The sequence below is a fragment of the Arthrobacter sp. G.S.26 genome, from assembly GCF_050847375.1.
Lineage (GTDB): Bacteria > Actinomycetota > Actinomycetes > Actinomycetales > Micrococcaceae > Arthrobacter.
In genome coordinates, this window is the sequence record NZ_CP193752.1 from 360,913 (window position 1) to 373,183 (window position 12,271).

A 12,271-nucleotide genomic window follows, 5' to 3' on the forward strand; every position below is an offset into this window, starting at 1 on the left:
GCTGAAGCCGCGCCCGGCCTGACCAACGGAGGTCACCATGGCATTGTTCGTCGCCAAGCGCCTGTTGATGGCGCTGGCCACCGTGCTGGTGGTTGCGGTACTGGCATTCCTGCTGGTGCACGCGATGCCCGGCAGTCCCGGAGCGGTTTCGCTGGGCGCCGGCGCCTCACAGGAAGCCATCGATGAGGTGAACCAGCGCCTCGGCTGGTCCGATCCATTGTTCAGCCAGTTCTTCCGCTGGCTGGGCGACGCGGCCCAGGGCAACCTGGGCACCTCGCTGATTGACGGCCGGTCCGTCAGTGCGGACCTGGCGTCCCGCCTGCCGGTCACCGCTTCCCTCGCCGCCGGCGCCACACTGCTCAGCGCCGTCCTGGGCATCGCTTTGGGCGTCACAGCCGCCGTCCGCGGCGGCCTGCTGGACCAGCTGATCGGCGGGTTTGTAGGGCTCCTCGTGGCCCTGCCGGCGTTCTGGATCGGCATCATCTTTGTGTACCTCTTCGCCGTCCAGTCCTCCGTCTTCCCCGCCACCGGCTACGTCCCGTTCGAGGTTTCCCCGCAGGACTGGGCGCTGTCCCTGGCCCTGCCGGTCATCACCCTGGCCGTGGGCGGGGCGGCGTTCATCGCCCGGCAGACCCGGGCCTCCATGCTCGAGGCCCTGCAGCAGGAACACATCCGGACGCTCCGCGCCACGGCCACACCCACCTGGAAAATCCTCTATGTCCACGCCCTGCGCTACGCCTCCCTGCCCATCGTGGCCGGGATCGCGCTGCAGTTCATCGGCCTGTTCGGCGGCTCGGTCATCGCCGAGCAGCTGTTCGCCATGCCGGGCCTTGGCCAGGCCGTCCAGACCTCCGTCAGCACCCACGACGCCCCCGCCGTCCAGGGCGTGGTGGTGATCGCCACCGTGGTGGTGGTCGCCGTCAACCTGGTGCTGGAACTCGCCACCAAGTTCCTCGACCCGAAGTTGCGTGCCTCATGATCCCCAACGTTGCCCCCGCCCCAGCAGATTCCACCGCGACGCCGGCCCTTGCCCCGGCGGGCACCCCCGGAAAGGCAGCCCTCACCAGGTTCTCCCGGCACCGGCTTTTCGCCTCGCCGGGCGCCGTGGCCGGGCTCATCTGGCTGGCCGCCATAGTGGCCGCCTCCCTGACGGCGCCGCTCTGGCTGCCGTTCCGGACCGAGGACCAGGATTTCACCGCCGTCCTGTCCGGCCCCACCGCCGCGCACTGGCTGGGCACCGACGAACTGGGCCGCGACATCCTCAGCCGCATTTTCGCTGCCGCCGCCGGCACCCTGGGGACCTCAATGATCACGGTGCTGGTGGGCGTCGGCCTCGGGACCATCCTTGCGATGGCTGCGGCCGGGGCGGGCGACCGCGCCGAGGCGGTCATCAGCCGCGTCACGGAAGTCATGATGTCCCTGCCGGGAACCGTCATCATCCTGGCAGTGATCGGCGCCGTGGGCACCAACATCCCCCTCATCATGGCCATCCTGGGTGTCCTGATCTCCGCCGGCATCTACCGGGTGATGCTGGGCCAGGCGAAGTCCCTGCAGTCCCAGCTCTACGTGGATGCCGCCAAGGTGGACGGCATGGGTGCCCTGGGCATCAGCCTCCGCCACGTGTTCCCGGGCCTGGTCAACACCATTGTGGTCCAGGCCGCGCTGATCTTCGCCGTCGGCATGCTCATCCAGGCAGGCCTGGCGTTCATCGGCTTTGGCCCGCCCATCCCCGAGCCCAGCTGGGGCGGCATGATCCAGGGCGCTTCCCAGCACGTCTATGACGCGCCATGGATGATGGTCCCCACCGGCGTGGTGCTGGCACTGACAGTGCTGGCCGCCAACGCGATCGGCAACGCCCTGGGCAAGGCGCCCAACGCGGCCGCCTCCCACCTGCCCTCCGCCGCAGCGCGCCGCCAACGGGCCAAGGCAGTGTCCGCCGCGGGCGCCGCCGACGCGCCGGACGGCCTGGCGAAGGGCCTCCTCAGCGTCCGCAACCTCTCCGTAGGTGTGGACAACGGTGTCCGCCTGGTCACGGACGTCTCCTTCGACGTCGAGCAGGGCACCGTCCTGGGCCTGGTGGGCGAATCCGGTTGCGGCAAGACCATGACCGCGCTGGCGCTCCTGGGCCTGCTGCCCTCCGGCGTATCTGCAGCCGGCGGCCAGATCCTTTGGAACGGCATGAACCTTGCCGCCGCCACGGACAAGGAAATGGAAGGCATCCGCGGCCGGGACATCGCCCTGATCTCGCAGGAACCCATGCGGGCGCTGGACCCCATGTTCACCGTGGGCTACCAGCTCACCGCCACCATCCGGCGGCTCCGCGGCATGGGCCGGAACGCTTCCCGCGCCGAAGCCCTCAGCCTGCTGGAGAAGGTGGGCATCGTGGACGCCGCCGGGATCCTGAAAACCTACCCGCACCAGATCAGCGGCGGCATGGCCCAGCGCGTTGCAATCGCCCTGGCCCTGGCCGGGAAACCCCGGCTGCTGGTGGCAGACGAGCCCACCACCGCCCTGGACGTCACCGTCCAGGCCGAGATTCTCTCCCTGCTCCGGGGCCTGGTCAAGGAAACGGGGATGTCCGTGGTGATGGTGACGCACGACCTTGGTGTGGTGGCGGACATCTGCGACCAGGTGGCAGTGATGTACGCCGGCCAGGTGGTGGAAAACGGCCGGACGGCCGACATCCTCGATGATCCGCGGCACCCGTACACCCTCGCGCTGCTCGCCGCCGACCCGCACGCCAACCACACGGACATGCCCGAGCGCCTCGCCACGATTCAAGGCCAGGTCCCGCAGCCCAAGGACTGGCCCTCCGGCTGCCGCTTCGCGGCCCGCTGCCAGTTTGCCGGCTCGGCGTGCCTGGCTCCGGTTCCGCTGCTGTCCTCCGGAACCGGCTCCGGCCTGGTCCGGTGCGTCAAGGCGGACGAACTTGCCGTCGAAGGCCTGGACTGGGTGGCCACCGACGTGGCACCCCACCGGCTGCTGGACCTGTCCCCGAAACAGCTGAACGTCACCGAAAAGGACCTGGCATGAGCATCGAAACACCGGCCCGGACCGGCACCACCACGGCGCCCATGCTGGCGGTCAAGGACCTTGTGGTCCGCTACGGCCGCGGCCGGAAAGCCGCGGCTTCGCCGGCAGCCGTCGATGGCGTCAGCTTCGACATCGCGCCCGGCGAAACCGTGGGCCTGGTGGGGGAATCCGGCTCCGGCAAATCCACCATCGGCAAAGCCATCCTGGGCCTGCAGAAGGTCTCCGGCGGATCCATCGCCTACCAGGGCACGGACATCACCGCCGCCGGGCCCGGCCAGCGCCGCGCGCTTGGCGGGGAACTCCGGGCCGTCTTCCAGGACCCCAACTCTTCCCTGAACCCGCGCAACACCGTGGGCGCTTCCCTGATGGAACCACTCAAGCTCCGCGGCACCGCAGCGGCGGAAGCCCGGAGCAAGGCGGAAGACATGCTGGAACGCGTTGGCCTGCCGCGGGACGCCGTGGACCGGTACCCCAGCCAGTTTTCCGGCGGCCAGCGCCAGCGGATCTCCGTGGCCCGGGCCCTGATCTGCGATCCCAAGCTGGTGGTCTGCGATGAGGCCGTCAGCGCGCTGGACCTTTCCACCCAGGCCCAGGTGCTGAACCTCCTCGCCGACCTCCGGGACGAGCGGGGCCTGAGCTACCTCTTTATCGCCCACGACATCGCCGTGGTCCGGTTCCTCGCCGAACGGGTGGTGGTCCTCTACCGCGGCCAGGTGATGGAAAACGGCCCCGCCGATGAGGTCACCGGCAACCCGCGGCACCCCTTCACGCAGGCGCTCGTGGCGGCCTCGCCCGTACCCCGCCCCGCCGAACAGGCCGCCCGCCGCGAGGCTCGCGAATCACTGGGCATCCGCACCGGCGCGGCAGCCACTCCCGGGCCCGGCGGATGCCCGTTCCGGCTGCGCTGCCCCCTCGCCACGGATCTTTGCCGCGACGAGCGCCCGGCCCTGCGCCGGGTGGGCGGCGCGGACGTAGCATGCCACTATGCGTGACCTCCTCTTTCCCACAAATCTTTCAGAACGGATCCCCATGACTTCGACCCCGTGGCAGGCTGCCATGATCACGCCCACCCAGGAGTTCGACGGCGCCCCGCGGCTCCGGAAGGAGTTCGCCCTGGACACGGGCCACGGCGCCGTGGCCTCAGCCACCCTCCGGGCCACCGCCTTCGGCGTCTACGAGGCTTTCATCAACGGCAGCCCGGTGGGGGATGACGTCCTGAGCCCGGGCTGGAGCTCCTACGAATGGCGGCTCCGCTACCGCAGCTACGACGTCACTGCCCTGCTGGGACAGGAGAGCGTCCTCGGCGTGGAACTGGGGAACGGCTGGTACCGCGGCCGGCTGGCCTGGCATGGCGAGTCCAACCTGTACGGCAGTGAGCTGGGGTTTTTCGGCCAGCTGGACATCACCTTCGCGGACGGCCACGTCCAGACCGTCGCCTCCGATGACACCTGGCAGGCAGGCCCGTCCGCCACCACGTTCAACGACCTTTATGACGGGCAGGTTGTGGACGCCCGCCGGGTCCAGCCAGGCTGGTCGGCTCCCGGTTTCGCGGCAGCGTCCGACGGCGGGTGGGCCGGCGTGCGGACCCTGGCGTTCGACGCCGGCCGGCTGGCAACGCCGGTTGGCCCGCCCGTGGTGCGTACCGGCGTCGTCCGTCCCGTGGAAATCCTTACCTCACCGACCGGCAAAACGTTGGTGGACTTCGGCCAGAACCTGGTGGGCTGGCTGAGGTTCACCGTCCAGGGCGAGGCCGGCGCCGCGATCACCCTGCGGCACGCAGAGGTCCTTGAAGACGGTGAACTGGGGGTCCGGCCGCTCCGCTCAGCCAAGGCGGCGGACACGTTGATCCTCTCCGGTGGCAGCGACTTCTTCGAGCCCACCAAAACATTCCACGGGTTCCGCTACACCGAGGTCACGGGCTGGCCCGGCACCCTCACCACGGATTCGCTCGAAGCCGTGGTGGTGCACTCGGAGCTGGAGCGGATCGGTGAGTTCGAATGCTCCAACCCGTTGGTGAACCAGCTGCACAGCAACATCGTGTGGGGGCTGCGCGGGAACTTCCTCGACCTGCCCACCGACTGCCCGCAGCGGGACGAACGGCTTGGGTGGACCGGCGACATCGGCGTGTTCGCCCCCACCGCCGCGTTCCTCTACGACGTGCGGGGCTTCCTGCAGGACTGGCTGCTGGACCTCGCCGCGGAGCAGGAAGCCGCGGACGGGCTGGTCCCCATCACCGTACCTGACGCGCTGAAGTACTGCCCCCAGCCGCCCGAATTCCCCAAACCCGAGTCCTCCGCCCTGTGGAGCGAAGCGTCAGTCTGGGTGCCGTGGGCGCTGTGGGAAGCCTACGGCGACCTCGGCGTGCTGCGGAACCAGTACGCCTCGATGGCCTCACACACCCGCCGGGTGGAAACGCTGCTGTCCCCCGAAGGGCTGTGGGACCAGGGCTTCCAGTTCGGCGACTGGCTGGACCCGGACGCCGCGCCGGACCAGCCGTGGGCTGCCAAGGCCGACACCGGTGTGGTGGCCACCGCCTGCCTGTACCGGACGGCCCGGATCACTGCGGAAACGGCCCGGCTGCTGGGCAAACCGGAGGAATCGGAGTACTTCGAAGCGCTCGCGGCTCGCGTGCAGAGGTCGTTCGCCAAGTACTACGTGGCCGCTGACGGCACCATCCACAGCGACTGCAGCACCGTGTACGCGCTGGCCATCGCGTTCGACGTGCTGGAAACCCCGGAACTGCGCGACTTCGCCGGCAACCGCCTGGCCCAGCTGGTCCGGAAGAACGGCTACCGCGTGTCCACCGGATTCGCCGGGACGCCGTTCATCACCCACGCGCTCACGGACACCGGCCACCTGGAAGACGCGTACCGGCTCCTCCTGGAGGAGCAGTGCCCGTCCTGGCTGTACCCCGTGACCATGGGTGCCACCACGGTGTGGGAACGCTGGGATTCGATGCTTCCGGACGGATCCATCAACCCCGGCGAGATGACCAGCTTCAACCACTACGCCCTGGGGGCCGTGGCGGATTGGATGCACAAGGTGGTGGGCGGCATCAGGCCGCTGGAGCCGGGCTACGCCAGGATCCTCATTGCCCCGCAGCCCGGCGCCGGCATCGACTGGGCCCGGACCAGCCTCGCGACGCCCGCGGGACAGGTCCGGGTTGATTGGCGGATGGTGGACGGCCGGCTGGCCGTGGAGGCCACCGTCCCGGCCGGCGTGAGCGCCGACGTCGACCTGCCGGACCGGGAACGGTTCACCGTCCAGGGCGGCAGCCACGTGTTTTAGCCCTTGACGGCGCCCTGCGTGACACCTTCCATGACCCAGCGCTGACAGAACAGGTAGACGATGATGGCCGGCGCCATGGCCATCAGGTACGACGCGAAGGACACGTTGTAGTTGTTGCTGAACTGCGTCTGGAAGATGCTCTGCACCACTGGGAGGGTCTGCAGGGCGGGGTCCGAGGTGATCAGCGACGGCATCATGAAGTCGTTCCAGGAGGCCAGGAAGGCGAAGATCCCCACGGTGGCGCTCATGGGCGCCAGCAGCGGGAAAATGAGCTGCCAGAACGTCTGCCAGGTGCTGGCGCCGTCGATCCTGGCGCTCTCCTCCAGTTCCGCCGGGATGGAACGGAGGAACGCCGTGAACAGCAGGATGCTGAAGCTGAGCTGGAACATGATGTGCAGCAGGACCACGCCGGCGGGGTTGTCCAGGCCCACCAGGCCGGTCAGCTGGATCTGGGGGAGCGCCACCACGGGGAACGGGATGAACATCGCAGCCAGAAGGTAGAAAAACGAATACCGGAACAGTTTGCGGTCCCAGTTCCGGGAAATGGCGAACGAGGCGAGGGCGCCCAGGATGACGGTACCGGCGACGGTGCCGGCCGTGATGAGGACGGTGACGGCGAAGGCTGCAGGGAAGTTGGTCAGGTTCCAGGCGGTGGTGAAGCCTTCGAGGCTGAACGGTGCGGGCAGGGAGAAAGCGTTGCCGTCCACTGCCTGCGCCTGGGTTTTGAACGCCATGGAGATGGTCACGTACAGCGGCACCACAACGGTCAGCGCGCATAGCACCAGGATGGTGGTCAGTGGCCAGTTGGCCTTGTCGCCCCGGCTCCGGGGTGACGCTGCGGCGCGGCGGGGTGCCTTGGTGCCGGCGGCCGTCGCGGTTTCGGCGCCCTCGATGGCGGGGGTGTTGAGGATGGTCATCAGAGCGCGTTCCTTCCGCGGGTGATCCGGAGCTGGAGCAGGGAAATGGCCACCACGATGATGAAGAACATGGCGGCGTTGGCCATTTGGTAGGCGTAGTCGCCGCCGGTGAACCCGGTGACGATGGTCATGGGGATGCTCCGGGTGGCGGTGCCGGGGCCGCCGTTGGTGAGACCCACAATCACGTCATAGGCGTTAAGGAAGTTCTTGAAGCCCAGCAGGACGTTGATCACGATGTAGCCGGCCACGAGGGGCAGCGTGATCCGGACCAGCTGCGCGAACTTGCCGGCGCCGTCCAGGTCGGCGGCCTCATAAACGTCGCCGGGGATTGCCAGGAGGCCGGCGATGTAGATCAGCAGCGTTCCGGGAATGGCCTGCCAGGTGGTGACCAGGACGACGCCGATCCAGGCCAGCTCAGGATTGGCCAGGATGCTTTCACTCAGCCAGCCCACGCCGGCCGCCTGCCCCACTTCCGGCAGCGAGTTGGAGAACAGGAAGTTGAAGACGTAGGCGATGATGATGCCGGAGATGACCATGGGGATCACGAAGACCGCGCGCAGGCTGGTCTTCAGCCTGATCTTGGCGGTGAGCCCCACCGCCAGGAGGAAGGCCAGGACGTTCACCAGGACCACCGTCACGGCCGCGAAACCGAAGGTGAACAGGTAGCTGGCCAGGACGGCGGGGTCGGAGAACAGGGCAACGTAGTTGATCAGGCCTACAAAGTCCCAGTCGCCGAACCCGATGGAGTTGGTGAAGCTGAAGAAGATGCCGATGATGGCCGGCAATGTGATGGAGAGGGTGAAGAGCACCAGGCTCGGGACGAGGAACGCGTAGTAGATCTTCTCCACTTTGCGTTTGGGGCGGGGGGTAAGTGTTGTTGCTGTCATCGCCTGTTCTTTCTGTCCGTCAGCGGCGGAGCGCCAGGCGCGCCCAGTCCGCGTCCAGGGTGCTCAGGGCTTGGGTGGCATCGCCGCCAAGGGCGATTCCCTGGATGTAGTTCTCGGTGGGAATGGTGAGCGGGATGGCCTTGGAGGGTCCCTGGTAGAAGTCCCCGGCCTCGAAATAGTCCCTCATTCCGGTTATGCGGGGGTCCGTGGCCGGTGCAGCGTCGGTGGTGGTGCCGTAGCCCAGTTGGGCAGCGTTGTATTTGTCCATCACGTCCTGCCGGAACAGGTAGCTGAGGAATTTCCGGGCTGCATCCTTGTGCCTGGATGCCTCGGGGATCCAGGCGGCGAGGTCGATGTTGACCCGCACCTCCAGGTCCTCCGGGTTTTCCGTCATGGGCAGCGGGAACGTGCCCAGCTCCAGGGACGGGGCGGTCTTGGCGATCTCACCGAAAGCCCACGGGCCCTGCAGGTACATGGCCGACTCACCCTTGGCGAACGCCAGGTTGCCGTCGCCGTACCCCTTGCTGGCGGCGTCGGCGTTTGTGTAGTTGTCGATCAGTTGCTTCATGCGGCCGACCGGCTCCTTGAAGTCCTTCTGGAAGGAGGCAGGGCTGTCCGGCCCAACCTCCGTGCCCAGTTCGTTCATGGCCTTGTAGAAGTCCGCCACGTCCACTTCGCCGCCTACGGTGTAGTCGAACCAGCCCTGCGCCGCGGTCCAGGGGTCCTTGAACGTTCCATAGAAGGGGGTGATGCCGGCGGCCTTGAGCTTCTCGCAGGCAGCCGTAAGCTCCGCGTACGTGGTGGGGACTTCGATGCCCTGTTCCTTGAAGATCTGCTTGTTGTAGATCACCGATGCCGCCATCACGGAGTACGGCAGCACGCTGGTCCGGCCGGGGTAGGAGGCGTACTGGGTCACCAGGTCCTGGACTTCGGGGAGGATCCGGCCTGCTTCGGGCATGTCGCTGAGGTCGCTGAGGGCGCCCCGCTCCATAAAGCGGGCCATTTCCATGTTGTAGTTCAGCAGGCCCAGATCCGGCGGGTTTCCCCGGAGGAAGCCTGCCTGCAGGTTGGAGGACGAATCGAGGACGATCTCGACGTCGTCGTTGGCGGCGTTGTACTCCTTGATGAGTTCGCGGAAGTACGGGATTGCCTCGGGTTTGGAGAGGTGGAACCTCACGGTTTCCGGGGCGTCCGCGCTGCTGCAGGCGGAGAGGCCTGTTCCGAGCATCAGGACGCCCAGGAGTGGGGCGAGGATTTTTGCGCTACGGCGTCGGGGCACGGGGAGGATCCTTTCGGGGGCCGGTGTCGGCTCAGGTGTTGTTTCGGCTATTAGATTTAGCTTGCGAATCAACTGTCCTGCGACAATGATGCAGTACAGAACCGACGCGGTCAAGGATTGGCAGTGATGACGGACACAGGAATTGCCGCCCCGCGCGCCAGCCTGCAGGCAATGCTGAATTTTGTGTGGGCGGCGGAAGCCTTCGTGAGTACGGACGCGATGGCGGCCACGGGACTGACGCGTTCCACAGCCATCGAGGCGTTGGACGGGCTAATCAGCCTTGGCCTCCTTGAGGAGCTTCCCAATGCCCGCGCCACCGGTGAATACAGCAAGGGCAGGCCGTCGCGGCGGTTCGCCTTCCGCCCCGGGGCTGCCGTGGTGGTGGGCCTGGACGCGGGCCGGACCCACCTCACCACCACCATCGCCGACCTTTCGGGAAACCCCCTGGCACGGCAGACCGTCCGGCTTGACGTTGACAGCGGCGCCGCGGAACGGCGGGTAGCCGTGGTGTCCGCCATCGATGCGGCCCTGCTCGAGGCCGGCCGGGAACGCAACGAGGTCCTTGCGGCCGGCGTCGGCGTCCCGGCGCCGGTGGATGCCGTTGGCGCATCGCCGCGCCAGGAGGGCGGCTTCTGGCAGCGGATGAATCCCGGCCTGCAGCAGCTGCTGGAGGAGTGGGTGCCCATTGTCCGGATCGAGAACGACGCATCGCTGGCCGCCATCGCCGAGGGCAGCGTGGGGGCGGCCGTAGGGCTGCGGCATTTTGTGGTGTTGCTCGCCGGGGACCGGCTGGGCGCGGGAGTAGTGGTGGATGGCCGCCTGCTGAAGGGCAAGCACGGCGGTGTGGGCGAGATGATGGCCTTCGACTACGTTTTTGGGGTTGAGTCGGTGGTGGGGATCGGCCTGCAGCTGGCCGACTGGGTCCGCGAAGCCAAGGCGGCCGGCGATCTTCCGCCCGGACATCCCCTGGCGCCGGTGGCGGCCGCGGACCTTACGGGCCGGATGGTCCTGGACCTTGCCCGATCCGGGGATGCCTGGACGCGGGCCCTGGTGGAGCGCGCGGGAGCGCTCCTCGCCCGGGTAACCGGCGTTTTTGGCAGCCTGTACGACCCGGAGCGGGTGATTGTGGCCGGGGCGGTGGTGGAGGGTCTGGATGAGGTGCTGGCCGTGGCGCAGGACTTGCTCCCCGGGGAAATCAACCTGCCAGCCCCGGAGCTGCTGCTGTCCGCGCTCGGCGCCACGTCCGTGGCCACCGGGGCCGTGCACGCAGCCCTCGAAGCGGCCCGCAGTGACGTCCTGCGATTGGGGCGCCCGGTCGCTTCCGCCCGGCCGCCCGGTGCGATGAACTAGGAGGACGCGCCGGCGGCCGGAACGCAATGTTCCGGCCGCCGGACTTCGTGTTGACGTGCCGCCTGGGCTTAGGCGTGCGCTGATTCCTGAAGGTATTCCTCATCTTCGGCGACGTTTGAGTTCCGGCCCAGGGCCAGGCCCACCATGGTGAGGACACAGGCCACCGTCAGGTAGATGGCCACGGGCAGCCAGCTGTTGTAGGCGCCCATCAGGAGGGTGAACATAAATGGCGCCACGGCGCCGCCGATGATTCCGGCAAAGGTGTACGCCAGCGAGCTGCCGGTGGAGCGGAGGCGCGGGCTGAACTGTTCCACCACGAACGCGGCCTGCGGGCCGTACATAAAGGAGTGGAACACCAGGCCCAGCACGGTGCCGATGATCAGGACCGTAGCGGACTTTCCCTCAAGGGCTATGAAAAAGACGAAGGCCCAGACGGAGGCGCCCACCGCGGCGATGCCGTAGACGAGGCGACGGTTGATCCGGTCTGAGACCGCGCCGGCCAGGGGCATGGTGAAGAGCTGGACGGCCGATCCGATCAGGACGGCCACCAAAACCTGGCCGCGGTCGAAGCCGAGCTTCTGGATGCCGTAGGTGAGTGTGAAAACGGTGCACAGGGCGTAGAGCACGTCCGGGCCGATGCGGCTGAGGATGGCTGCGGCGAGGGGCCGGCGCTGGGTGCGGAGGACTTCCTTTATGGGGGCGTTGGGCTTTTCGCCGCGGGCTTCGAGGGCCTTGAAAACGGGGGTGTCTTCCAGCCGCAGCCGGATCCAGAGTCCGAAGGCCACCAAAACTGCGGAGACCAGGAACGCAATCCGCCAGCCGTAATCCACGAAAGCTTCCTCGGACAGCATCAACGTCAGTACCGCCAGGGCGCCGTTGGCCATCAGGTTGCCGGCGGGCGGGCCGATCTGGGCGGCGGAGGCCCAGAAACCACGACGACGGGGATCACCGAATTCGCTGGACAGCAGCACGGCGCTGCCCCATTCGCCGCCCACGCCGACTCCCTGGGCGAAGCGGAGCAGCACCAGTGCGATCGGTGCGGCGATGCCGATGGTGCCGTAGGCGGGCAGCAGGCCGATCAGGAACGTGACCACGCCGATCAGCATCAGTGTGATGACCAGGACCTTTTTCCGGCCGATCTCGTCACCCAGGCGGCCGAAGATGATGCCGCCGACGGGCCGGGAAATGTAGCCCACGGCGTAGGTGGAGAAAGCGAGGAGGGTGCCCGTAAGGGGATCTGCGGCGGGAAAGAAGATGAGCGGGAAAACGATGGCGGCCGCTGCCGAGTAGACGGCGAAATCGTAGAATTCAAGCGCGGTGCCCGTAAGGCTGGCGGCGAAGGCTTTGTACATATCCTTGCGGCGCACCACGGGGGCTGTGGTCTCAGGCGCCGGGGCTGGGTTGGTGGCCATGGGTGTCCTCCAGGGTGGATGCGTTGCTGCGGACCGCCGGGGCGGGAAGGGTGCCTGCGCCGCGGGCCGGGGAGTGCCGAGGGGCAGCGGTGGGGCGTTCCCGGC

Annotated in this window: 9 protein-coding genes; 5 read left to right on the forward strand and 4 right to left on the reverse strand. The window is 67.8% G+C overall.

Translation table 11 applies throughout. The annotated features are described in order from the left end of the window. Positions 1-37 precede the first annotated feature (37 nt). Genes ACRB8A_RS01755 through ACRB8A_RS01770 form a run of 4 tightly spaced genes read left to right on the forward strand, consistent with a single transcriptional unit; the run spans position 38 to position 6,321 of the window. On the forward strand, positions 38-979 hold the full coding sequence (locus tag ACRB8A_RS01755; protein ID WP_432245442.1) for an ABC transporter permease: 942 nt from the start codon (positions 38-40) through the stop codon (positions 977-979). Next, a complete protein-coding gene (locus tag ACRB8A_RS01760; protein WP_050684222.1) occupies positions 976-3,033 on the forward strand; it encodes a dipeptide/oligopeptide/nickel ABC transporter permease/ATP-binding protein in 2,058 nt (685 codons plus the stop codon). The genes ACRB8A_RS01755 and ACRB8A_RS01760 overlap by 4 nt, the downstream gene beginning before the upstream one ends. Continuing rightward, positions 3,030-4,025 carry an oligopeptide/dipeptide ABC transporter ATP-binding protein gene (locus ACRB8A_RS01765; protein ID WP_050684223.1) on the forward strand — a complete coding sequence of 332 codons (996 nt, stop codon included), beginning with the start codon at positions 3,030-3,032 and terminating at the stop codon, positions 4,023-4,025. The genes ACRB8A_RS01760 and ACRB8A_RS01765 overlap by 4 nt, the downstream gene beginning before the upstream one ends. A 37-nt stretch (positions 4,026-4,062) precedes the next feature. Next, a complete protein-coding gene (locus ACRB8A_RS01770; protein WP_432245443.1) occupies positions 4,063-6,321 on the forward strand; it encodes a glycoside hydrolase family 78 protein in 2,259 nt (752 codons plus the stop codon). Here the strand turns inward: ACRB8A_RS01770 and ACRB8A_RS01775 are convergent. The 3 genes from ACRB8A_RS01775 to ACRB8A_RS01785 are packed head-to-tail and all read right to left on the reverse strand — an operon-like array spanning position 6,318 to position 9,353. Continuing rightward, positions 6,318-7,238 (reverse strand): carbohydrate ABC transporter permease, encoded by a 921-nt coding sequence (locus ACRB8A_RS01775; protein ID WP_056601552.1) that lies wholly within the window; start codon positions 7,236-7,238, stop codon positions 6,318-6,320. The two genes, ACRB8A_RS01770 and ACRB8A_RS01775, sit on opposite strands and share 4 nt — an antisense overlap. Continuing rightward, the gene (locus ACRB8A_RS01780; RefSeq protein WP_432245444.1) at positions 7,238-8,125 is read right to left on the reverse strand and encodes a carbohydrate ABC transporter permease; all 888 of its coding nucleotides are present in this window, start codon (positions 8,123-8,125) and stop codon (positions 7,238-7,240) included. Before ACRB8A_RS01780 ends, ACRB8A_RS01775 begins: the two co-directional genes overlap by 1 nt. A gap of 19 nt (positions 8,126-8,144) precedes the next feature. After that, positions 8,145-9,353 (reverse strand): ABC transporter substrate-binding protein, encoded by a 1,209-nt coding sequence (locus ACRB8A_RS01785; RefSeq protein WP_432246005.1) that lies wholly within the window; start codon positions 9,351-9,353, stop codon positions 8,145-8,147. 177 nt (positions 9,354-9,530) lie between these two features. On the opposite strand from ACRB8A_RS01785, the gene ACRB8A_RS01790 reads away from it, so the two are divergent. Next, positions 9,531-10,754 (forward strand): ROK family protein, encoded by a 1,224-nt coding sequence (locus ACRB8A_RS01790; RefSeq protein WP_056601547.1) that lies wholly within the window; start codon positions 9,531-9,533, stop codon positions 10,752-10,754. Positions 10,755-10,822: 68 nt separating this feature from the next. On the opposite strand, the gene ACRB8A_RS01795 is transcribed toward ACRB8A_RS01790, so the two are convergent. Next, positions 10,823-12,166 (reverse strand): MFS transporter, encoded by a 1,344-nt coding sequence (locus ACRB8A_RS01795; protein ID WP_432245445.1) that lies wholly within the window; start codon positions 12,164-12,166, stop codon positions 10,823-10,825. Positions 12,167-12,271 lie beyond the last annotated feature (105 nt).

Excerpts from the sequence above, each read along its gene's own strand:
- ACRB8A_RS01755 (WP_432245442.1), top strand. The coding sequence starts at position 38 with ATGGCATTGTTCGTCGCCAAGCGCCTGTTGATGGCGCTGGCCACCGTG.
- ACRB8A_RS01760 (WP_050684222.1), top strand. The coding sequence starts at position 976 with ATGATCCCCAACGTTGCCCCCGCCCCAGCAGATTCCACCGCGACGCCG.
- ACRB8A_RS01765 (WP_050684223.1), top strand. The coding sequence starts at position 3,030 with ATGAGCATCGAAACACCGGCCCGGACCGGCACCACCACGGCGCCCATG.
- ACRB8A_RS01770 (WP_432245443.1), top strand. The coding sequence starts at position 4,063 with ATGACTTCGACCCCGTGGCAGGCTGCCATGATCACGCCCACCCAGGAG.
- ACRB8A_RS01775 (WP_056601552.1), bottom strand. The coding sequence starts at position 7,238 with ATGACCATCCTCAACACCCCCGCCATCGAGGGCGCCGAAACCGCGACG.
- ACRB8A_RS01780 (WP_432245444.1), bottom strand. The coding sequence starts at position 8,125 with ATGACAGCAACAACACTTACCCCCCGCCCCAAACGCAAAGTGGAGAAG.
- ACRB8A_RS01785 (WP_432246005.1), bottom strand. The coding sequence starts at position 9,353 with ATGCTCGGAACAGGCCTCTCCGCCTGCAGCAGCGCGGACGCCCCGGAA.
- ACRB8A_RS01790 (WP_056601547.1), top strand. The coding sequence starts at position 9,531 with ATGACGGACACAGGAATTGCCGCCCCGCGCGCCAGCCTGCAGGCAATG.
- ACRB8A_RS01795 (WP_432245445.1), bottom strand. The coding sequence starts at position 12,166 with ATGGCCACCAACCCAGCCCCGGCGCCTGAGACCACAGCCCCCGTGGTG.